This window comes from Thauera sp. SWB20, assembly GCF_000831325.1.
Taxonomy (GTDB): domain Bacteria; phylum Pseudomonadota; class Gammaproteobacteria; order Burkholderiales; family Rhodocyclaceae; genus Thauera; species Thauera aminoaromatica.
This window is the reverse complement of sequence record NZ_JTDM01000021.1, coordinates 692,059-714,828: the sequence shown is the minus strand read 5'-3', so window position 1 is coordinate 714,828 and position 22,770 is coordinate 692,059. Positions and strand designations below refer to the sequence as shown.

Annotated in this window: 14 protein-coding genes; 11 read left to right on the top strand and 3 right to left on the bottom strand. The window is 70.1% G+C overall.

Features of this window, described 5'->3' with window-relative positions; translation table 11 throughout:
- Positions 1-135: 135 nt before the first annotated feature.
- Together PO78_RS20530 and torR are read right to left on the bottom strand one after the other, a co-directional pair.
- Entirely contained in the window at positions 136-6,465 is a 6,330-nt protein-coding gene (locus PO78_RS20530) for an AAA family ATPase (protein WP_043746526.1), read from the bottom strand.
- Between the two features lie 19 nt (positions 6,466-6,484).
- Positions 6,485-7,213 (bottom strand): two-component system response regulator TorR, encoded by a 729-nt coding sequence (gene torR, locus PO78_RS20525; RefSeq protein WP_004303192.1) that lies wholly within the window; start codon positions 7,211-7,213, stop codon positions 6,485-6,487.
- A 252-nt stretch (positions 7,214-7,465) separates the two neighbouring features.
- Here torR and peaA point away from each other — a divergent pair, with 252 nt between their 5' ends.
- The 5 genes from peaA (at position 7,466) to PO78_RS20500 (ending at position 13,147) form a co-directional block, all read left to right on the top strand.
- Entirely contained in the window at positions 7,466-9,058 is a 1,593-nt protein-coding gene (peaA, locus tag PO78_RS20520) for a quinohemoprotein amine dehydrogenase subunit alpha (RefSeq protein ID WP_012585770.1), read from the top strand.
- A 16-nt stretch (positions 9,059-9,074) separates the two neighbouring features.
- Positions 9,075-10,508 carry a quinohemoprotein amine dehydrogenase maturation protein gene (peaB, locus tag PO78_RS20515; protein ID WP_004303196.1) on the top strand — a complete coding sequence of 478 codons (1,434 nt, stop codon included), beginning with the start codon at positions 9,075-9,077 and terminating at the stop codon, positions 10,506-10,508.
- Positions 10,505-10,831 carry a quinohemoprotein amine dehydrogenase subunit gamma gene (qhpC, locus tag PO78_RS20510; protein ID WP_004303198.1) on the top strand — a complete coding sequence of 109 codons (327 nt, stop codon included), beginning with the start codon at positions 10,505-10,507 and terminating at the stop codon, positions 10,829-10,831. Before peaB ends, qhpC begins: the two co-directional genes overlap by 4 nt.
- A 15-nt stretch (positions 10,832-10,846) precedes the next feature.
- On the top strand, positions 10,847-11,977 hold the full coding sequence (gene peaD, locus PO78_RS20505; RefSeq protein WP_012585769.1) for a quinohemoprotein amine dehydrogenase subunit beta: 1,131 nt from the start codon (positions 10,847-10,849) through the stop codon (positions 11,975-11,977).
- 135 nt (positions 11,978-12,112) lie between these two features.
- Positions 12,113-13,147: a M12 family metallopeptidase gene (locus tag PO78_RS20500; RefSeq protein WP_043746523.1), complete on the top strand. Its 1,035-nt coding sequence runs from the start codon at positions 12,113-12,115 to the stop codon at positions 13,145-13,147.
- Positions 13,148-13,170: 23 nt separating this feature from the next.
- Here PO78_RS20500 and PO78_RS20495 read toward each other — a convergent pair whose 3' ends face one another.
- A complete protein-coding gene (locus PO78_RS20495) occupies positions 13,171-13,647 on the bottom strand; it encodes a MarR family winged helix-turn-helix transcriptional regulator (protein ID WP_004303204.1) in 477 nt (158 codons plus the stop codon).
- Between the two features lie 538 nt (positions 13,648-14,185).
- On the opposite strand from PO78_RS20495, the gene PO78_RS20490 reads away from it, so the two are divergent.
- The 6 genes from PO78_RS20490 to PO78_RS20465 all read left to right on the top strand — a co-directional run bounded on the left by PO78_RS20490 (position 14,186) and on the right by PO78_RS20465 (position 22,761).
- Positions 14,186-14,887: a helix-turn-helix domain-containing protein gene (locus PO78_RS20490; RefSeq protein ID WP_231570779.1), complete on the top strand. Its 702-nt coding sequence runs from the start codon at positions 14,186-14,188 to the stop codon at positions 14,885-14,887.
- 165 nt (positions 14,888-15,052) lie between these two features.
- On the top strand, positions 15,053-16,495 hold the full coding sequence (locus tag PO78_RS20485; protein ID WP_043746519.1) for a flavin monoamine oxidase family protein: 1,443 nt from the start codon (positions 15,053-15,055) through the stop codon (positions 16,493-16,495).
- A gap of 14 nt (positions 16,496-16,509) precedes the next feature.
- Positions 16,510-16,884: a c-type cytochrome gene (locus tag PO78_RS20480; RefSeq protein ID WP_231570778.1), complete on the top strand. Its 375-nt coding sequence runs from the start codon at positions 16,510-16,512 to the stop codon at positions 16,882-16,884.
- Positions 16,885-17,107: 223 nt separating this feature from the next.
- Positions 17,108-18,475 carry a DUF1329 domain-containing protein gene (locus PO78_RS20475; RefSeq protein ID WP_043746513.1) on the top strand — a complete coding sequence of 456 codons (1,368 nt, stop codon included), beginning with the start codon at positions 17,108-17,110 and terminating at the stop codon, positions 18,473-18,475.
- A gap of 92 nt (positions 18,476-18,567) precedes the next feature.
- Positions 18,568-20,292: a DUF1302 domain-containing protein gene (locus PO78_RS20470; protein WP_043746509.1), complete on the top strand. Its 1,725-nt coding sequence runs from the start codon at positions 18,568-18,570 to the stop codon at positions 20,290-20,292.
- Between the two features lie 75 nt (positions 20,293-20,367).
- The gene (locus PO78_RS20465) at positions 20,368-22,761 is read left to right on the top strand and encodes an efflux RND transporter permease subunit (protein ID WP_043746507.1); all 2,394 of its coding nucleotides are present in this window, start codon (positions 20,368-20,370) and stop codon (positions 22,759-22,761) included.
- The last annotated feature ends 9 nt before the right edge of the window (positions 22,762-22,770 follow it).

Sequence of the window (22,770 nt, the reverse complement as noted above, 5' to 3'; positions counted from 1 at the left end):
TGACGGGCTCGCGGGTCGGCTGCCGCGGCCCTGCCTGCGTCGATGGGAAGACTAGCCCGGCGCTGTAAACCAGCTTTTCACGATTTGTGCGGAATTGTGCGCAGTTGTAGCGTGCGCGGCGCGAGGCGGGCGGCCTCAGCGCGCCGCGGCTTCGAGCGCAGCTTGCGCGTCCCGGGGGTCGAACGCGTGCAGCGCCGCGATGCTGTCCTCGAACAGCGTCCGCAGCGCGCCGGCCTGTGCGCGCAGGTCGGCCGGGAGGGGCGTCGCCTCGAGCTCCCGGCAACGCGTGGCGAAGGCGGCGAGGCCCAGGTTCGCGGCCATGCCGACGAGCCGGTGCAGGCGCTCGCGTTGGGTCGCGGGGTCGGCGCTCGCGGCGAACTCGGCGAGCCCGGCGCGGCCCTGGGTGGCGAGCATGTCCATCATCGGCCGCACGCGCTCGTCGCCGAGGCGGGCGAAATGGGTGGCGAGCAGGCGCGTGTCCATCAGGGCGCTCCCCGGTGCCGCGGCGGGCGGTATGGGGGGCTCGCGCAGGCTGCGGATCAGCTCGTCGAAGTCGAAGGGCTTGCCGACGACCGCGTCCACGCCGGCCGCGCGGTAACGCGCCACCTCGTCGGTGGTGATCGAAGCGGTGAGCGCGACGATGCGCGCGCGCGCCTTGCGCGCGTCGGGGTGGCGGCGGATGCGGCGTGCGACCTCCATGCCGTCGAGGTCGGGAAGGTGGATGTCGAGCAGGATCGTGTCGAAATCCTCGCGCTCGTGCAGCTCGAGCGCGCCGTAGCCGTCGGCCGCGAAGCGCACGGTGTGGCCCTCGTCCTCGAGCAGCGTGCCGGCGATGCAGCGGTTCAGTTCCACGTCCTCGACCACCAGCACGTGCAGGCGCGCCTCGCCGATGGCAGCGTGCGGACGCGGCGATGCCCGTGGCGCCGGGGTTGCGAGGGGGTATTCCAGTTCGCAGGAGAAGGTGCTGCCCTCTCCCGGGCGGCTGCGCACGCCCAGGCTTCCACCCTGCAGGTCGACGAGGCGCCGACAGATCGCCAGCCCCAGGCCGGTGCCGCCGAAGCGGCGGGTGATCGAACCGTCGGCCTGGGTGAATTCGGTGAAGATGCGGCGCTGCGCCTCCTCGGCGATGCCGATGCCGCTGTCCTCGACCTCCAGGCCCAGGCGGCAGCGCCCCGCGCGCGCCGGCAGGCACCGCGCGCGCACCGCGACGAAGCCGCGCGCGGTGAACTTCACCGCGTTGCCGGCCAGGTTGAGCACGATCTGGTGCAGTGCGCGACGGTCGCCGAGCACCCCTCCGGGGAGCGCCGGATCGATCTCCAGGCGCAGCACTAGCCCTTTCTGTGCGCTCATCGTCGCCAGCATCGGACGCAGGGCGGCGAGCGCCTCGGCCGGCGAGAAGGGCGCGGACTCGAGCGTGAGCTGCCCGGCCTCGATCTTGCTGAAGTCGAGCACGTCGTCCAGGATCCCGAGCAGCGTGCTGCCCGAGGCCCGGATCGCGTCCACCCATTCGGCCTGGCCCGGCGCCAGCCCGGAGCGCGCGAGCAGCTGCGCCATGCCGAGGATGCCGTTCATCGGCGTGCGGATCTCGTGGCTCATCGCGGCGAGGAAGTCGCTCTTGGCGCGGCTGGCGGCCTCGGCGCGCTCGCGTGCGAGTTCGGCGCGCTCCTTGGCCTTGCGTTCGCCGATGTCGGTGAGCGAGCCCTCGTAGCAGCGCAGCCGCCCGCCGTCGTCGAGCACGCGGCGGGCCGAGATGGAGACCTCGACCTCGCTGCCGTCGCGCCGGCGCCAGCGCGTCTCGAAGCCGACCACCTTCTCCTCCATGTTGAGGCGGCCGAGGAAGCGGCGCTGGTCCTCGGCGCGGGCGAAGCACTGCGTGCTGACGTCGGTGATGCCGGTGAGGAACTCTGCCGCGCTGTCGTGGCCGAGGAGGCGGACCAGCGCGGGGTTGGCGGACAGGAAGCGCCCGTCGGGATCGACCCGGAAGATGCCCTCGATCGCGTTCTCGTACAGCGAGCGGTAGGCCTGCTCGGATTGCTGCAGGCCGAGGTAGAGCTTGGCGTTCTCGATCGAGATTGCCGCCTGCGCGGCGAGGATGCGCAGCGTCTTCAGGCGTTGCTGGTCGAAGATGTCGCGGCCGAGGCGGTGCTCGAGGTAGAGCAGGGCGGTGAGCTCGCCGTGGTAGAGGATGGGCATGCACAGCAAGGAGCGCGGCGCCTGGCTGCGGATGTAGGGGTCGTGCGCGAACATCTGCTGGCGCGGGGCGTCGCCCAGCACCAGCGCCTCGCCGGTGCGGGCGACGTAGTTGAGCACGCTGACCGGCACGCGGCTCGTCGCGGCTTCGAGGGCGAGGCTGCACATCAGCGTCGAGCCCTCTTCCAGCCCGGCGATCGCCTCGACGCGCAGATGCCGGTCGCGGCTCAAGGCGAGCGCGCCGCGCTGGGCGCCCGCGCTCGTCAGCGCGAGCTGCAGCAGGCGCTCGATCAGGCGCTCGAGCACGATCTCGTCCGAAATCGCTTGCGAGGCCTCGATGACCGAGGAGAGGTCGAAGGAATGGTTGGTCTCGTCGAGGCCGCCCTGCATTTCGCCCGCGCCCGCGAGCCCCGGCGGTCGGGGCCACAGGCCGTATTCCTCGAGCTGCTCGTGCAGATGGACGACGGGGGAGTGGGCGCCGAGGCGCTGGTAGCGTCGGCAGGCGTCGTCGAAGCAGCTGCGCGCCACCGCGCGTTCGCCGGCATCGAGGTGGAAGCGCGCGGCGAACTCGCAGGCGAGCGCGGCGTCGAGCCAGAAGCCGCCCTGCTCCGCGAGCGCGATGGCGCGATCGTAGGCCGCCGCTGCACCGGGGCGGACGCGCACGCGCAGGCGTTCGGCCTCGATCAGCGCCACGCGGTGGGCGTGGTTGGCGGGCGCATGCCTCGCCTGCATGCGCACGTGGCGCACCAGGCGTCGCAGCGTGTGCAGCGCGCGCCGGCGCGCCTTGCCCGGTGGCGGCAGGGTGCGCAGCAGCGCGAGCGCATGCAGGCTGCGGAACCAGGTCGCGGTATAGGTGCCGCCGACATAGGGCAGGTGGGCTTCGCCCAGGGTGCATTCGGCGAGTGCGGCGGGATAGTCCGCATGCACCAGCGCGAGCAAGGCCTTGTAGAAGTGGTGCAGGCAGACCGCGGTGAGGTGGTTCCCGCGCCGATGCGCCTCGAGCATCGCCGCCTCGCGGTAATGCTCGCCGTCGAGCGCGGTGGGCGAGGCCGACGGCTCGCACAGCCGGGTGACCGCCTGAAGCGCCATGTAGCTGTATTGCAGGGACTGCTGCTGCCCGGTCTGTTCGAGCTGCACCAACTGCCCCCGCATGCGCCGGGCGAGGGCCTCGAGATCGTCGGCGAGCGGCACCGCGTACTGGATCGCGGCGGCGAGGCTGTACGCGGCGTACTCGAGATCGCCGCAGGCGAGCGCCTCGGCGTGTGCCTCGCGCAGGCCGTCGAGGGCGCACTGCAGCGGTTCGCGGTAGTGGCGCACGTAGCAGTTGAACAGCGACAAGGTGCGCTGGCGCCCCTGGCGCGAAGGGCGCGCCGCCTCCAGTGCGAGTGCCAGCGTGCCGGCGCGGTAGCCCTCGTCGATCGCGCCGAGCACGCCGCAGAGCACGCCGCCGAAGCCGGCGAGGGCCTGGGCGCTGGCGTCGGTGTGGCCGTGGCGCAGCGCGAGCTCGACCTGGCGCGCCATCACCAGCGGGCGCAGGGCGGAGCTGGAGAACTTGACGATGCCGAACATGCCTCCGAGCAGCGCCTGCGCGGCGAGCACGCGTGGCTCGGTCGCTGCGGGCATGTGCAGCAGTTCCTCCGGCGCGGTGTGGCGGATCAGCAGGCGGGTGCGCAGCAGTTCTGCCGCGATGCGCAGGCGGCCGGGCGCCGCGGGAAGATGTACGCCCAGACGCGCGAGGGTGTCGCGCGCGATCTCCAGCCCGGCGCCGAAGCGGTTGTGCGCGACGTGCGCCTGGATGCGGATCTGCTCGCAGCGTACGCGGTCGAGCGGAGCGTGCGCGTGCTCCTGGGCGGCATCGAGCAGGGCCTGCATGCGCTCGCCGTCGCCGCGGCTGTTGGCCGCATCCGCGGCGGCGAGGTGCAGGTCGAGGCACAGCCGGTGCTGCGTGCGCCAGGCGTCCGCGGGCAGCGCGTGGAGGCCGCTGTCGAGATAGTCGAGGGCCGACTCGAAGGCGGCGGATTCGCGCGCGCGCAGCCCGGCGCACAGGTTGAGGGTGGCGAGCGCGATGCGTTCGTCGGGGTCGTCGATGGCGCTGCGCGCGAGGTTGAGGTGGCCGGCGATCTCGAAGACCCGGCGGTCGAGCGCGCCCGTGTCGAGGTTCTGGCGCAGCAGGCGGCCGACGCGCAGATGGAGCTGCTCGCGCGCGTCGTCCGCGAGCAGCGAGTAGGCCGTCTGCTGCACGCGGTCGTGCGCGAAGCGATAGCGCGCGCGCCCGAGACGGTCGCGCTCGGGGCGGTCGCCGTCGTCGAGCGGCACCACGAGGCCCTCGCCGAGCGCCGGCACGAGGTCGTGCGCGAGCTGGCGCGCGCGCCCCTCGGCGACGATGGACAGGGTCTTGAGGTCGAAGGTGCCGCCGATGCAGGCCGCCAGCGGCAGCACCGCGCGCGTGCGTTCGGGCAGGCGGCGCAGGCGCTCGACCATGAGCTCGACCACGTCGGTGCTGAGCGCGCGCGCGCGGATCGCCGCTTCGTCCCATTCCCAGCGTTGGCCGTGGAAGCGGATCAGGCCTTCCTCGTGCACCGCGTCGAGGAGCTGGTTGAGGAAGAACGGATTGCCCTGCGTCTTCTCGTGGCAGGCTTCGGCCAGGCGCGCGCATTCGATCGGGCTGCAGCGCAAGGTGTCGGCGAGCAGCTGGCGGACCTGCGCGAGGTCGAGCGGCTGCAGGCGCAGTTCCACCGGCGGCAGCGCGCTCCTGCGCAGGTGCTCGACGAACCCGGCGAGCGCATGGCCCGGCCCGATCTCGTTGTGCCGGTAGCTGCCGACGAGCAGCAGGCGCGGCAGCCCGGCGTGGGTCGCGAGCGACTCGATGAGTCCGAGCGAGGCCGGGTCGGCCCATTGCAGGTCGTCGAGGAAAAGCGTGAGCGCCTGTCCGGGCTCGGTGAGCGCGTCGATCAGGCGCGAGAACAGATGCAGGCGGCCCTGCTCGTCGAAGCGGTGCTGGCCGGCCGGCGACGTGCCGGCGTCGGGCACGACGAGGCCGAGTTCGGGCAGCAGGCGCACCAGCGTGCCGAGGTAGCCGCCGAGCTGCTCGCGCAGACGGCTGCCGAGGGCCGCGAGGCGTTCGCCCGGCTCGGTGAGATGCTGACGGACGAGCTCGCGCAGCGCCTGCAGCAGCGCGGAGTGGGGTGGGTTGCGGCGGTACTGGTCGAACTTGCCGCTGGCGAAGTGGCCGTGGCGCTCGAGGACGGCACGGCGCAACTCGTGCACCAGGCTGGACTTGCCGACCCCGGTGTAGCCGCTGATCAGCACGATCGCGCGCCCCCCGGCGGCGCACGCCTCGACCCGACCCTCGAGTTCGGCGAGCTGGGCCGTGCGGCCGTAGAGCCGCCTGGGCACCTGGAAGCGCGCGGAGACGTCGCGGCTGGCGAGCACGAAGTCGTGCGCCGCCGGCTGTTCCCGCCGCTGCAGGCACTCGCGCAGGTCGTGCACGATGCCGTGCGCCGACTGGTAGCGCTCGGAGGCGTCCTTGGCGAGCAGCTTCAGGACCACGGCGGAGACCGCCTCGGGGAGCAGGCGGTTGATGTGGTGCGGCGGGCGCGGCTCGCGGGCGATGTGGCAATGCACCAGTTCGAGCCCTTCGCGACCCGCGAAGGGCGGCTGGCCGGTGAGCAGCTCGTACAGGGTGGCGCCGAAGCTGTAGTAGTCGGTGCGGTAGTCGATCTCGCGGTTGATCCGCCCGCTCTGCTCGGGGGCGAGGTAGGGCAGGCGATGTCCCGCCAGCTGCGGCGTGTTCCAGTCCGCCTGCTCGCGCAGGAAGCGCGTCGCCATGCCGAAATCGACCAGCAGGGGCGCGCCGGACGGGGTCACCAGGATGTGGTCCGGATTGATCTGCTTGTGGATGACGCGGGCCTCGTGCAGCCTGCCGAGCAGCTCGCACACCCGGATCATCAGCGCCAGCCAGTCGTGCCATTCGCGGCTGCCGGGCCGCATCGCCTGGCGCAGCGAATGCGCCTCGCGGTCGGCGAACACCAGCGCCGGGCCGCGCTCGAACTCGAGCTGCTCGAGCGCCTGCGGAATGCCTTCCAGCTCGAGCGTGCCGAGCAGCTCGAACTCGTGCTGCAGGCGTGCGGGCGCCCCGGGCGCGCAGCGTCCGCGATCGAGCTGCTTGACGATCACCGGCGCGTCGCGTCCCGGCAGCAGCACGCGGCTCACCGTGCTGCAGCGCCCCTGGTAGAGGCGCTTGAGCAGGCGGTATTGCAGCGGGGGCGCGTTCATCGCGGCGGCCGGCGCGGGTTCAGTCGAGCTCGCCGGCGAAGAGGTAGCCCGCGCCGTGCGCGGTCAGGATCAGGCGCGGGTCGGCGGGGTTGTCGTCGAGCTTGCGGCGCACGCGCCCGACCAGCACGTCGACCGTGCGGTCGTTGGGCGTCCACTCGCGGTCGTGGATCGCATCCATCAGCTGGTCGCGCGACAGCACCTGGCCGGCGTGGCTCAGCAAGGCCATCAGCAGCTTGAACTCGCCCTGGGGAAGGCGCTCGATGCGGCCGTCCGGGGAGACCAGCTGGCGCTTGTGCGGGTTCAGCGTCCAGCCTTCGAAGCGGAAGCAGCCTTGCTCGGCCTCGCGCGTCTCGCTGCCGGCGCATTGCGCCACCCGCCACAGCAGGTTGCGCGCGCGCACCAGCAGCTCGCGCGGGTTGAAGGGCTTGGTGACGTAGTCGTCGGCGCCGAGCTCGAGCCCGACGATGCGGTCGATCTCGTCGTCGCGCGCGGTCACCAGGATGATGCCGACGCGCGAGGCGGCGCGCAGCTCGCGGGTGAGCGTGAGCCCGTCCTTGCCGGGCAGGCGGATGTCGAGCAGCACGAGCGCGATGCGCTCCTGCTCGACGCGCTGCAGCAGGTCGTCGGCATTGTCGCTCGCGGAGACGCGATAGCCTTCCTTCTCGAAATAGCCGACGAGCAATGCGCGCGAGACGGGGTCGTCCTCGACCACCATGATGTGCGGCATCGCGGGTGTCTCCTTCGACATCGATCCTCCTTCGTTTGGGGTCGAACGTTCGCTTGTCGTGCGCGGATGATCCCCCGAATCCCCGTCACCGGCAATCCGTCGCGAGAGGGCGTGCGTGGGATGTTGCACGGCGTTTACATTCGCGCACAACTCGGCACATCGGCCGCCAAGTTCGTTTACCGGACGGCCTTATCGTGTCCGTCATCGGAAGTCCGGCGGGCCGCCACGGCACCCGCCCGGGCCGCATGCGCAACGGAGCGAGGAGCGAAGGCCTTGGAAAAGGAAAGGAACATCACGTCGATGATCGCGGCGGGGCTGCTCGCCCTGGCGGCCGTGGTCGGCGCGCCGGAGCGGGCGCTGGCGGCGGACGGCGCGGCGCTGCTGGCCGCGAACTGCCTGTCCTGCCACAGCGCGCAGGGCGGCAGCATTTCCCGCGTCGAGGGCCAGCGCAAGACCCCCGAAGGCTGGCAGATGACGATCACCCGGATGCAGGAACAGCACGGCGCGAAGGTCTCGGCCGAGGACAAGCGCCGCCTGATCAAGTACCTGGCCGACACGCGCGGGCTGGCCCCGGCCGAGACGGCGGGCTGGCGCTATCTGCTCGAGCACGACAACAACCGCGTCGAGACCATCGACGGGCGCTACCGCGACATGTGCGCGCGCTGCCACTCCGGCGCCCGCTTCGCGCTGCAGCGGCGCAGCGAGGACGAGTGGAAGCTGCTGATGCACACGCACATCGGCCTCAACCCGACGCTCGAGTTCCACTCGCTGGCACGCGACCGGCAGTGGTTCCCGCTCGCGGTGAACGAGGTCGCCCCCGCGCTGGCGCGCGACTTCGCGCTCGATGCGCGCGCATGGAAGGCGTGGCAGGCCGCGCCGCGCACGGCGCTGGACGGCAGCTGGCGGATCGCCGGCTTCCTGCCCGGCAAGGGCGCGTTCGAAGGACGGATGCGCGCGAGCGCGGCCGGCGAGGACCGCTACGAACTGGCGATCGAGGGCCGCTACGCCGACGGGGCCCTGCTCTCGGGGCGTGGCGTGGCCACGGTGTACACCGGCTACGAGTGGCGGGGCAGCGTCGACATCGACGGCGTCGCGCTGCGCCAGGTGATGGCGGCCGATGCGCGCGGCGAGCGCATGCATGGGCGCCAGCACTTTGCCGATTCGCGCCGCATGGGCGGGGCGCTGAGCGCGCTGCGCGAGGGTGCCGCGCCGATGGTGATGGCGGTGATGCCCGCGCAGCTGCGCCGCGGCGAGACCGCCGAGCTGACCGTGGTCGGCAGCGGGCTGGCGGGGGCGGTGTCGCTCGGCAAGGGCGTGCGCGTGCTCGAGGTGGTCTCGCGCAGCCCCGACCGCGTGGTGGTGCGTGCGCGTGCCGAGGGCCGTGACGGGCTGAACGACGTGGCGGTGGGCAGCGCGCGCGGCAAGGGGCTGCTCGCAGTTTATGGGCGGGTGGCGCGCGTCGAGGTCGAGCCGGCCAACGCGATCGCGCGCGTGGGCGGGCCGGGCGATGCGCAGATGCAGAAGGTGGGCGTCGCCTACCGCGCCATCGGCTGGGCGGCGGGGCGCGACGGCAAGGCGGGTACCGCCGACGACCTGCGCCTCGGTTACCTGCCTGCACGCTGGTCGATCGAGGCCGCCGACGAGGAGGCCGAGAAGGCGCACGATGCGGACTTCGTCGGCCATATCGGTGCCGACGGCGTGTTCGTCCCGGGCGATGCGGGACCGAACCCGGCGCGGCCGAAATCGCTCGGCAACACCGGCCGGGTGAATGTGGTCGCCACGGTCGAGGCCGCGGGCGCGACGGTCGAGGGGCGCGGCAAGCTCGACGTCGCGGTGCCCGACTTCGTTCAGCGTGCGCTCGATTGAGCGCGGGGCGGATCCGATGACGACCCTGACCCTGATCCGGCCCAACCTGCACCGCGTCGACAGCGCGGGCCGGCAGCTGCTGTTCCATGTGCCGAGCAGCAGCCTGTTCGAGCTCGATGGCGCCGCGCGCGACGTGCTGGCGCTGTTCGACGAGCAGGCCACGCTCGAGACCGCGACCCTGGCCGATCGCCTCGGTGGCCGCCACGATGCGCTCGCCCTGCGCGAGACGGTGGACGAGCTGCGCCAGCTCCACGTGCTCGCCGAGCACGGCGAGGACGGCCCGATCGAGCCGCCGCCGGACCCGCCGACGCGCTTTCCCCTCGACACCCTGGTGCTCAACGTCAATACGGGCTGCAACCTGAGCTGCACCTATTGCTACAAGGAAGACCTCAGCGCGCCGGCCAAGGGCCTGCGCATGAGCCTGGAGACGGCGACGAAGGCGATCGAGATGATGCTCGTCGAGTCGCCCGGCAAGCCGAAATACACCCTCGTCTTCTTCGGCGGCGAGCCCCTGTCGAACATGGGCCTGATCCGCGCGGTGGTCGACTTCGCCGAGCGCCGCTTCGCCGAGGTCGGCGCGCGCGTGGATTTCACCCTCACCACCAACGCCACCCTGCTCACCGCCGAGATCATCGACTGGCTGGACGCCCACCGCGTGGGGGTCACCGTGTCGATGGACGGGCCGCCCGCGGTGCATGACCGCAACAGGCGCAGCTTCGGCGGCGAGGGTACCTACGACGTGGTGCGGCGCAAGGTCGACCTGCTGCTCGCGCGCTACCGTGCGCGCCCGGTCGGCTGCCGGGTCACGCTCACCCGCGGCATCACCGGGGTGGTGCCGATCTTCGAGCACCTGCACCACGAGGTCGGCTTCGCCGAGGTCGGCTTCGGCCCGGTGACCTCGGGCGACATCCAGGCCTTCAACCTCACCGCCGAGGAGCTCGCCGAGGTGTTCCACGGCCTCAAGGCGCTCGGTCGGCGCTATCTCGACGCGGCGCTGCGCAACCGCAGCCTCGGCTTCGGCAATCTGCACCAGCTCATGACCGACCTCCACGAGGGCAACAAGAAGCGGCTGCCCTGCGGCGCCGGGGTCGGGCTGCTCGCGGTCGATGGCAAGGGCGGGCTCAACCTTTGCCATCGCTTCACCGGCTCCGCGCTGCCCACCTTCGGCGACGTCGATGCCGGCATCGACCGCGCCCGCCTGGGCGCCTTCATCGGCCGCCGCCTGGACCGCAACGGCACCGGCTGCGCGACCTGCCGCATCCGCAACCTCTGCTCCGGCGGCTGCTACCACGAGAGCTACGCCAAGTACGGCGATGCCGCCGCGCCTTCCTATCACTACTGCGAACTGCTGCGCGACTGGATCGACTTCGGCATCGAGACCTACGCGCGCATCGTCACCGAGAACCCCGGCTTTTTCGCCGCACACGTTTCCCCGCGGAGGACCGCATGAAGCACCTGAAGTCGCTCAACAAGAAGGCGCAGCGCCTGGACGCCGCGGAGGGCAAGCCCGAGGCGATCGAGGAGGTCGTCGCCATGCAGACGGTGGTCGGCTGCACCGCGACCACCGACCCGGGCTGGGAGATCGACGCCTTCGGCGGCGCCGCCTCGCTGTGCCAGCCGATGGAGGCCGACCTCTACGGTTGCGCCGACTCGTGCTGGTGGCCGGCGCAGGTGCCCGACACCATGAGCCATTACCCCGACTGGGGCGACGGCAAGGCCGATGCGACCAGGGACTGGCGCAAGCTGGACGGCATCTTCGAGGACAAGATCTGAATGGGAGCGATCCTCATGAGCCTCATCCCCGACCTGCGTGCGCTGCGGGCAGCCGGCGCGATCGCCGCCGCGGCGCTCGCGACCGCGTGCGCGACCCCGGCGCAGAAATCCGCGACGAGCGACGCGGAGTATCTGCTCACCGTCACCCGCCCCGGCCTGCTCCACGTCATCGACATGAAGACCGACCGCATCGCGCGCAGCTGCGAGCTGCCCGGCAAGTTCGGCTCGGGCGCGCTGGTGCCGACGCGCGACGGCCGTCACGCCTTCGTGCTCGGCAACCTGTGGGAGGACGTGTACGGCTTCGAGCTCGAGACCTGCAAGCTGGTGTTCTCCGCCCGCCAGTCGGAAGGCGACGTCACCGTCAAGACGGTGCAGTCGCTCGCGGTGAGCGCCGACGGCAGCGAGTTGTACACCGTGCAGAACCCGGTGCGCCGCGGTGCCGACCGCTTCGAGGTGCTGCCGCCGCGCCTCGCGGTATATCGCATCGCCGACGGGCTGGACGCCAAGCCGGTGCGCAGCTTCCCGGTCAAGCGCCGCATCACCAAGATCGCCGCCACCGCCGGCGGCGAGGTGATCCTCGGCGGTGCCGACGTGGAGGCGATCGACGTGCGCAGCGGCGCGGTGCGCACCGTGTCGGCGCTGGCGAGCTGGGACCGCGGTCCGCGCTGGCTGACGCCGGACGCGTTCGCGATGCACTCGCAGGGCGAGCATCTGAACGAGTACGTGATGCCCTACGTGACCGCGAAGTTCGCCGACGACCGCCAGGACATGGCGAGCGCCGAATGGTGGTGGGGCATGAGCCGGGTGGACCTCGCGACCGGCAAGGCCGAGGCGCGCGAGATCTTCCCCTTCGAGTTCGTGATCTTCTCGCTTGTCGCCGATCCGCGCGATCGCAACATCCTCTACGGCGCCTTCAATACGCTCTCCAGGCACGACATCGAAAAGCGCGAGACGCTGAAGGTGGTGGAGCTCGACCACACCTACTACAGCCTGCAACTGTCGCGCGACGCCTCGCGTGTTTACGTCGGCGGGGCGGGCAGCACGATCAGCATCCACGACAGCGGCACGCTGGAGAAGATCGGCACGATCCAGCTCCCGGGCGACATGTCGACCGCCGACGTGCGCGTGGCCTGGCGGCGCCCGTAGTCGCGGCGCGTGTTTCCCTGGCGCCTGACGGGGGGCCGTACTATATGTTCAGCAGGAGCCGGCCGCTGCCGCGACCGGATTCGGCGAACGCCGCTTGCTGCGGCGAGTCGCGGCCACGTCAGGGAGGGATCCGCCATGACCCGAACGCCCAAGGTGTGCTTCGACCGGGTGCTGCCCCGGGACCTGATGCGCTTCCAGACCACCATGCCCGACCGGCCGGGCCAGGTGCGCGGACTATCGCCGATCGGCAAGACCTGGATCAACGGCTCCACCCTGCATGTGCGTTTCATGGGTGGAAGCGCGCAGCAGAAGAAGAAGGTGCAGGAGCAGGCCGCGTGGTGGACGGCGCACGCCAACCTGCAGTTCGTGTTCGACGACGCCCCCGCGGCCGAGATCCGCATCACCTTCGACGAGAACGACGGAGCCTGGAGCTACATCGGCACCGACGCGAAGAGCATACCGGTCAACGAGCCGACGATGAACCTCGGCTTCCTCGACGGCGGTACGGCGGCGCACGAGTTCGGCCATGCGATCGGGCTCGCGCACGAGCACCAGAACCCCGCCGGCGGCATCCAGTGGAACGAGCAGGCGGTGATCCGCGCCATGGCGGGGCCGCCCAATCACTGGAGCGAGACCCAGACCCGGCACAACATCCTGCGCAAGTACGCCGCAAACCAGGTCAACGGCACCGACTTCGACCCCAAGTCGGTGATGCTGTACTTCTTCCCTGCGGAGTGGACCCTCAACGGCGTGGCGACCTCGCGCAACGAGGTGCTGTCGGAGCTCGACAAGCAGTTCATCGCCGGCGCGAAGATGTATCCGCGCGCCAAGCCCGGCGTAACGGGCGAGGTGACCGAGCTGAAGGTCAACGCACGCCGGCGCACCGCCGCCAGCATCGGCAAGTTCGGCGAGGAGGACGTATTCCGCTTCCGCGTGACGCAGCCCGGGCGCTACGTGGTCGACACGCGCGGTCCGACCGACGTGTACATGAAACTCTTCGGCCCCGATTCACCGACCGCGCTGATCGCGGAGGACGACGACTCCGGCTTGGGCAGCAACGCGCGCATCGCGACGGATCTGGTCGAAGGCGAGTATTTCGTGCAGGTGCGTCACTGGAATCGCGCCAGCGGCGTCGGGGATTACACCGTGGCGGTGCGCACGGCGAACTGAGTCCGCATGCGCGGCCGGCCGTTTCAGCCGGCCGCGAGCAGCAGGCGGCCGAGCAGCTTGCGCAACTGCACGCGTTCGGCAGGATCGAGATCCTGGAGCACGCGTTCCTCGTGGGTCCGGACCTGCGGAATCAGGCGCTGCAGCAAGTGCCGGCCGGTAGCGGTGAGATGCAGGGCGTTGGCGCGCCGGTTGTCCGGTGCGCGCACGCGCTCGACCAGGCCGCGTGCCTCGAGCTTGTCGAGCACCGACACCACGCTGGAGCGGTCGAGCTGGATCGCGTCGGCGAGCTGGGTCTGCTTCATGCCCGGATTGGCATCGATCAACACCAGCACGCCGAACAGGGTGGGGGTGATCTCGGCTTCGTCCATGCTCGTGCAGAAGTCGCGGAAGATGCCGATTTGCGCGATGCGCAGGCGGTAGCCGATCAGCTCGGGGAGCATCCCGAAGCGGATGCCCTCCGGCGGGGTCTGCGCGCTCGTTTCGTCGTTGCCACGGCCCATCGGTCGCTCGACTCGGGGTTGAACAAGCGTGAAATTCTAACAGGCGGAGCGCGCGGCGCGGGCAAACCTGGCGGCCCGCGCCAGGACGAGGGCGCGCGGATCGCTTGCCGATGCGCGGCAGGCGTGGGGACGCGGCCCGCCGGCGCACCTCATCCCGCCCCGCCACCGTCTGTTCGCCCCACCGCCTGGTGAGCGCCGATGCCCACACCCGCTTGCTCGCCCTTGCCGCCCGCGGCACCCGATGCGGCCCCGGTATCGGCGGGCCTGCCCGGGCCTGTCCAGGTGGGCGACGTGAGCGATTTCGGCAGGGGGCTGCTTGCCTGGAATGCGACCTACGAGCAGCTCGCACCGGGCTGCTTCGAGGGCGGCGCGGAGGAGTTGTGGATCGACGACGGCCTCGAGGTCCTGTGGGAGACGGGCAACCGCTCGGTGTGGACCGCAGGCAGCAATCGGGCGGGCATGGTGTCGCTCGGCATTCCGGTGGCAGGCGGCGGCGCCGGCATGCATGTATTGCGGCGTTCCGATCCAGGACGGGGCGGTGTCGTGGCTTCCGGGCGGCGGAGATTTCGAGATCTTCTCCCGCGAGCGCATGGATATCGTCTCGGCGACGGTGTCCGAATCCCTGCTGTGCGGATTTGCCGCCAGCGACTCGCCGCGGACCGCGGAGGCATCGCTGCAGCGCCCGTTTCTCCAGCAGCAGCCGAGGCGTGCCGGGATGTTGCGCCGCGCGCTGATCGAGATCGTCGTCGTGGCCCGCCGCCAGCCCGGCCTGCTGGAGATTCCGGCGAGCAGGGCGGCGATGCGCGACTGCGTCCTGTCGCTGATGCTCGATACGCTGGATCGGGCCTCGGAGCGCCCGACGGCGGACCTGCGTCCGAGCGTGAAGGCCTGGATCGTGCGCAAGGTGCGCGAGCTGGCGCTCGAGCGCCCGAGCGAGCCCCTCCAGATCGCCGACATCTGCCGCAGCCTCGCGGTGTCGCGGCGCTCGCTGCAGTACGCGTTCGAGGACCTCGTCGGGATGGGGGCGGTGGAGTTCCTGCGCAACGTGCGCCTGAACGCCGTGCGGCGCGAGCTCCGTGTTGCGACCGGCAGCCCCGATGAACCGATCGCCGCGATCGCGGCGCGCTGGGGCTTCTGGCACATGCCGCGGTTCGCGGCGTACTACCGGGCCCTGTTCGGAGAGCTGCCCTCGGAGACGCGTCGGCGAGAGGGTGGCAGCACGCCGCACGGTCCCGGTTGAGCGTTTGCTGCACTGCGTCGGCATTTCCATGCCGATTGCGGATACCGTCCCATGCATCGGTCTTCCTAATCTCCACATCACGACTCGGCCAGCTGGTGCGAGCGCAACACGCCGCGGACGCTCATTCCAGAGCATGGACAGCGGCGACGGAGGAGATCGGAGATCATGGATTACAAGACCTCTGCGGCGTCGGCCGCGGGCGCCGACGACAGTGCGCGGCGACGGTTCCTGAAGCTGGCATCGACGGCTGCGGCCGCTTCGGTGTTGCCGGTGGGCGTCGGCGCGGCAGCGCCCGCGACGCCGGGTTACGACGTGGTGGTGGTGGGCGGCGGCTTCGCCGGCGTCACCGCCGCGCGCGAACTCGCCCACCGTGGCGCGAGGGTGCTGCTACTCGAGGCGCGCAATCGTCTCGGCGGGCGCACCTTCCATGCGAACTTCGGCGAGCGCAAGGTGGAACTGGGCGGCACCTGGATCCACTACACCCAGCCCCACGTGTGGGCCGAGGTCATGCGCTACGGCATGGAGATCGCCGAAACGCCAGGCGTCGCCCATCCCGACCGCGTGCTGTGGATGTCCGGGGGAAAGGTGCTGGAGATCCCGGTGATGGAGAACTGGGCGCTGCTCGAGGACGCGCTCAAGCGCTTCCATGCCGAGGCGGGCGAGGTCTTCGAACGACCGTTCATGGCGGGCCTGTCGGCCGCCGGGCGCAAGCTCGATCACCTGTCCATCGCCGACCGCATGGCGGCAATCGAGATGAGTCCGGCGCAGCGCGACCTCATGAACGCGATGATGGCCACCAACTGTCACGGCCCGATCGCGAGCGGCGCCTACACCGAGATGCTGCGCTGGTGGTCGCTGGTCGATGGCGATGCGGCGCGGCTGCTCTACAGCTGCGCGCGCTACAAGCTCAAGGACGGGACCTCGACGCTGATCGAGCGCATGGCCGAGGACGGCGGCTTCGACGTGCGCCTGTCGACCGCGGTGGCGGAGCTGAGTCAGGACGCCGCAGGCGTGAGCCTGGTGACGGAGGCGGACGAACGCATCTCCGCCCGCTTCGCGGTCGTCGCGGTGCCGGTGAACACGGCCGGCCAGATCGAGTTCTCGCCGCCGCTGCGGCCCGGCAAGACCGCGATGGCGAAGGAGCACCACGCGGGCAAGGGGCACAAGCTCTATCTGAAGGTGAAGGGCCGGCTGGAGACGCTGATCTTCTTCGCGCCCGAGACCGAGCTGTTCACGATGGTGTTCACCGACCAGCCGGGCGAGGACGGCGGCGTGCTGGTCGCCTTCGGTCCGCCAGTCGACGGCAGGGTCGATCTCAACGACCCGAAGGCGGTCGAGCCCTTCGTGCGCCGCTTCCTGCCCCACCTTGCGGTCGAACAGGTGCTCGGCTACGACTGGGGGCTGGATCCGTATTCGCGCGGCACCTGGTGCACGCTGCGTCCAGGGCAGTTCGGCAAGCACCTGGAGGACCTGCGTGCCCGCGAAGGCCGGGTGTTCTTCGCCGGGGCGGACATCGCCACCGGCTGGCGCGGCTTCATCGACGGCGCGATCGAGTCCGGCCTGCAGGTCGGACAGGCGGTCGCGGCCGAGCTGCGCGGTCGCGCGTGATGGGAGCCGGCATCATGAGCAGATCCGTCCCGCTGCGCGCCGTGGTCGCGATCCTCGGCGTGCTCGCCGTACCGGCACCGGCGCTTGCCGCCGACATCGGCGAGTCCGGCTTCGTCCAGTGCGCCGCCTGCCATCCCGCCGCTGCAGGGCAGCCCCACGGCGTGGGGCCCAACCTGCACGGTCGCTTCGGACGGGCGATCGCGGGCACCCCGGGTTTCGTCTTTTCCCGCGCACTCCGGAAGCGCGAGGGGGTGTGGACGGAGGCGGAGCTGGACCGCTGGCTCGCCGATCCGCAGGCCTACGCGCCCGGGACCAAGATGGCCTATGCGGGCCTGAAGGACTCGGTCCAGCGCCGGGCGGTGATCGAGTACCTGAAGACGCTGCGCTGAGGAAGGCGGGCCGGTGGGGCAGGGCCGTGGTGGCCTCCGCTACAACTGCGCACAAATCGGCACATTTCGCGGAAATGCGGTTTACACCGCGTCGCTATGCTCGACACACCATAGGCCTGCAAGGCTGGCGGGAAGGCGGGCCCGGTCGGCCGCTGCGCAGCGGTGGCGTCCTCGGTGACCGCCTGCCGCTGCCGACAAAATCAGAAACGTGGAGGAGACACTCATGAGGTTCTGCAAGCTGACTGCGCTCGCCTGCGCCCTGCTGGCCAGCCACGCCGCCCTGGCCGCCGACGCGGCGAGCCTGGGTACCACGCTGACCCCGCTCGGCGGCGAACGCGCGGGCAACGCCGACGGCAGCATCCCGGCCTGGACGGAAGGCTCGGCACTCGAGCCGGGCTGGAGCTACGGCAAGCCGCGCGCCGACTACTTCAAGCACAAGGGCGACAAGCCGCTGTTTACGATCGATGCCGCCAACGTCGACAAATACGCCGGCAAGCTCACCGAGGGCCAGGTCGCGGTGATCAAGGGCTTCAAGAACTACAAGCTCGAGGTCTATCCGAGCCGCCGCTACTGCTCCGCGCCCGACTTCGTGCAGGCCAACACCAAGGCCAACGTAGGCATGGCGAAGATCGGCGCCGACGGCTGGAGCCTGGCCGAGGCCACCGTGCCCGGCATTCCCTTCCCGCTGCCGCAGAGCGGCATCGAGGTGCTGTGGAACGCCAAGCTGAAGTACGCCGGCGTCGCCCTCGACATGAAGGCGCTGTGGGTGATGCTGTCGCCGCGCAGCGGCGGCAGCGACTGGATCGAGGCCGGGTCCACGCAGACCTATTACTACCCCTGGGGCAAGAAAGGCTCGAACAAGCTCAGCGAGCTGCCGCCGGTCGAGTACCACACCTACTTCAACTACACCTCGCCCACCGCACTGGCCGGCCAGGCGCTGGTGATCACCTCGTACCTGAACAAGACCAGCGACACCTTCTACTACTTCCCCGGCCAGCGCCGCGTGCGCCGCATGCCGAGCTACTCCTACGACGCCCCCCAGGTCGGCTTCGAGAACCAGTACACGCTCGATGAGCCGCGCGTCTTCAACGGCACGCCCGACCGCTTCGACTGGAAGCTGGTGGGCAAGAGGGAAATGTTCATCGGCTACGGCAGCTTCGGCATGTACGACCCCGCTGCCGACCGCCGCAAGGTGGTGACGCCCGACGGCGTGGATCCGAAGGCGACCCGCTACGAGCTGCACCGCGTCTGGGTGGTCGAGGCCACCGCCAAGGACGGCGTGCGCCACGTCGCGCCCAAGCGCCGCTTCTACTTCGACGAGGACTCCTGGGCGCTGATGGGCGCGGAGGACTACGACGCCCAGGGCAAGCTGTGGAAGGTCCGCGAGAGCTTCCTGATTCCGGTCGCCGAAACGGGCGCCTGCGACAACCCGGCCTTCGTGCAGTACGACCTCGTCTCCGGCCGTGTGCTCTTCGACCAGGCGGGCATGGGTGCCGGCAAGGACATGGTCTGGGCGGTCGAGGCCGACGATCCGAAGTACAAGGACGCCTTCTACACCCCGGACAACCTGCGCGCGATCAGCGACCGCTGAGCCCGCTCCCTCCTCTTTCTTCCCGACCATCACCCGGGCGCGTGCGCCGGGCCGTCATGCGGCCCGGGCGGGGCGTCCTGCGGAGAACGATCATGACGACACATCTGAAGAAACTGGTGCTGGGGCTGGCCATGGCCGGCATCTGTGCGCCGGCGGCGTACGCCTTCCAGTTCGAGGCCGGCTCGGTGCGCGGTTCGCTCGATTCCACGCTGACCGCGGGCTTCGGCAAGCGCGTGGAGGGCCGCGAGTGCAGCCACCACGGCGATCAATCCACCCCCTGCGGCGCCGATGCCAACACCGCGGTATGGGGCAACGGCGACGACGGCAATCTCAACTACGACAAGGGCGACCTGTTCACCACCCACCTCAAGGGCTCGCACGAGCTGCTGCTGAGCTTTCCCGACGAGTGGAAGTTCATGGGCCGGGTGGGCTGGCTGTACGACTTCGTCGCCGACGACACCGCGCGCACCCCGCTCGACGGCGACGCCAAGCAGGCGGTCGGCCAGTACGTGCGCCTCTACGACCTGTGGGTGAGCAAGGAATTCGACCTCGGCGAGCGCCGCGGCCGCGTGCGCTTCGGCAACCAGGTGGTGAGCTGGGGCGAGAGCCTGTTCATGATCGGCGGCATCAACTCCAACGTGGCGATGGACCTGCAGCGCCTGTCCTCGCCCGGCGTGCAGCTGAAGGAGGCCTTCCTGCCCTCGCCGGCGCTGTCGGTCGCCGCCAACCTCGGCAGCGGAGTGAACGTCGAGGCCTACTACCAGTTCCAGTGGAAGCCGTACAGCTTCCCGCCGGCGGGGACGTATTTCTCGCAGAGCGATTTCTTCGACAAGGGGCGTGACAGCCTGATCTATTTCACGCCGGATGCCGCCAGCCGGATCCGCACCCCGGGCGATCCGCTTTACGGCATGACCCTCGCCGCGGCTCGCACGGCCATGCTCAATGCTGGGGAGGCCATCCCGGTCGACGCCGACGACGAGCCGGGCGACTCCGGCCAGTTCGGCGTCTCGCTGAAGTACCGGCCCGAGGGCATGGACGTCGATCTCGGCCTCTACTACCAGCGCTTCCACGACAAGACCCCCAACCTTCAATACTGGAACGCGAACGGTGCGGCTCGCATGTACTTTCTGGAGGACCGCGAGCTCTACGGCATCAGCGCCAACACCTCGGTGGGCAACTGGGCGGTGGGCGCCGAGTTGTCGTATCGGCCGGAGGATGCGGTTTCGCTCGGGGCCTGCCAGGACATCGGCTTCGGGTCACCCGATCAGTGCGACGGCTCGATCGACGAGGAGCGCTACCAGTTCCACCTCACCGGCATCCTCAGCCTGACGCCCGGCGACCACGGCTGGTTCCTCGACCTGATGGGCGCGCAGACCGGCACCTTCCTTGGCGAGGCGGTGGCGATCGCCTATCCGGGGGTGAGCAAGGACAAGGCCTACGTGCGCACCCGCAACGGCGTGACCTACCAGCAACTCCCCGCCGCCGGCGCGTGGACGCACGACAGCGGCGTCGGCGACAAGCTGTCCTGGGGCTACATGTTCGACTTCAGCCTGACCTACGACAGCACCCTGATCCCGGGCTGGCAGGTGATCCCGGGGGTGTTCTTCTCGCATGCGGTCAATGGCAACACGCCCAACTTCATGGCCAACTGGATGGAGGGGGCGAAGTCGGCCAACTTCTATGTGCTGTTCAACCGCAACCCGATGACCTGGCAGGCCGGCATCAACTACACCCGGTTCTGGGGCGGCGACTACAGCTTCAGCGCGCCCTACAAGGATCGCGACTTCGTCGGCGGCTTCATCTCGCGCAACTTCTGAGGAGCACCCCCGGGGGCGGCGAGCGCCGCCTCCGGCCCGCTGCCCCGTTCCAATCCCGATCGGTAGCACCCGCCCATGCTCAATCCCTTCAGCGTCAGCAAGGTCGACACCTTCCTGACCCGCTACCTGCGCCTGCTCGAGGCGGTGTGCTTCCGCTTCCGCGGCACCATCCTGGTCGCGCTCATGTTGTTCACCGCGCTGATGGGCTACTTTGCCCTGCAGCTGCGCATGGACGCCGGCTTCGAGAAGCAGATGCCGATCGGCCACGAGTACATCCAGACCTTCGACAAGTATCGCGAGGACGTGCTCGGCGCCAACCGGCTGAACTTCGTCGTGAAGGCGCGCAGCGGCGACATCTGGACCCAGGCCGGGCTGGAACGCCTGTACGAGGTCACCCAGGCGGTGAGCTTCCTGCCCAACGTCGACCGCCTCGGCGTGCAGTCGCTGTGGACGCCCAACTCCTTCGTCAACGAGATCACCGAGGAGGGCTTTCGCGCCGATCCGCTGATCTCGGGCACCATCATGCCGCGCGACCTCACGCCCGAGATCATCGCCGGCATCCAGCGCGCGGCCAGCCAGGGCGGCTTCATCGGCACCCTGGTGGCGCGCGACCAGACCAGCGCGATGATCGTCGCCGAGCTGCACGAGCGCGACCGCGAGGGCAAGGCGCTCGACTACGTCGCCTACAACCGCATCCTCGAGGAGCTGCGCGCGAAATTCGAGGACGCGCAGTTCGAGGTCCAGATCATCGGCTTCGCCAAGCAGATCGGCGACATCGCCGACGGCGCCTCGGCGGTGCTCGAGTTCTGCGCGATCGCGCTGCTGCTGACCGCGCTCGCGGTGTACTGGTACTGCCACTCGGTGCGCTTCACCCTGCTGCCGATCGCCTGCTCGCTGACCTCGCTGGTGTGGCAGTTCGGCACCCTCAGGCTGCTCGGCTACGGGCTCGACCCGCTCGCGGTGCTGGTGCCCTTCCTGGTGTTCGCGATCGGCGTCTCGCACGGCGTGCAGCAGATCAACTTCATCGTGCGCGAGCTCTCGCACGGCAAATCGAGCGACGAGGCCGCGCGCGCCAGCTTCACCGGGCTGCTGATCCCGGGCACGCTGGCGCTGGTCACCGCCTTCGTGTCCTTCATCACGCTGATCCTGATCCCGATCCCGATGGTGCGCGAGCTGGCGATCACCGCCTCGCTCGGCGTCGGCTACAAGATCGTCACCAACCTGGTGATGCTGCCGCTGGCGGCCTCGCTGTTCACCTTCACCAAGGAATACGCCGACAAGGCCGTGCTCAAGCGCGAGCAGCGCTCGGCCTGGCTGCGCACGCTGGCGCGCGTGGCCGAGCCGCGCAACGCGGCGATCGTGATCCTGGCGACCCTGGCGGTGTTCGCGGTGGCGGTGTGGCAGAGCCACGACCGCGTCATCGGCACGGTGCAGCCGGGCGCCCCGGAGCTGCGTGCGGAGGCGCGCTTCAACCGCGACGCGGTGTCGATCGCCTCCAGCTACGACACCGGCCTCGACTGGCTCACGGTCATCTTCGAGGCGCCGCCCGACGCCTGCGACGACGTCGCGGTCGGGCGCTATCAGGACCGCTTCGTCGCCGAGATTCAGTATGTGCCGGGCGTGCTGTCGGCGCTGTCCTTCTCCGGCCAGCTGCGCACCTACAACGAGGGCTACAACGAGGGCAACCCGAAGATGTCCGTGGTACCGGGCGACCCCGGCAACTACGCCGCGCTCGCCACCGAGATCGGCCGCGTGCGCGGCTTCATGAACAAGGACTGCAGCATGACCGCGGTGCACCTGTTCCTGTCCGATCACAAGGCGACCACGATCAACCGCGTGATCGCGGCGGTGAAGGCCTTCCGCGAGCGCGACCGCGAGCCCGGGCTGACGATCCGGCTGGCCTCCGGCAACGCCGGCGTGCAGGCCGCGGTGAACGAAGAGGTGCACAAGTCCGAGCTGCCGATGATGCTCTATGTGTACGCGGCGATCATGGTGCTGGTGGCGCTGATGTACCGCGACTTCCGTGCCGTGGTGGCGTGCTGCCTGCCGCTCACCGTGGGCACCTTCATCGGCTACTGGTTCATGAAGGAGCTCGAGATCGGCCTTACGGTGGCGACCCTGCCGGTGATGGTGCTGGCGGTCGGCATCGGCGTCGATTACGCCTACTACATCTACAACCGCCTGCAGCTTCACCTCGCCCGCGGTGAGAACATCGTCAAGGCGCTGGAACACTCCATCCTCGAGGTCGGCACCGCGACCATCTTCACCGCGATCACGCTCGCGGCGGGCGTGGCGACCTGGATGTTCTCGGAGCTCAAGTTCCAGGCCGACATGGGCAAGCTGCTCGCCTTCATGTTCATGGTGAACATGGTGATGGCGATGACTGCGCTGCCGGCCTTCGCGGTGTGGCTGGAACGCCTTTTCCCGCGCAAGGGGCCGGTGCGTGCGCCGGGCATCCTGGCGCACTGACTGCGGAGT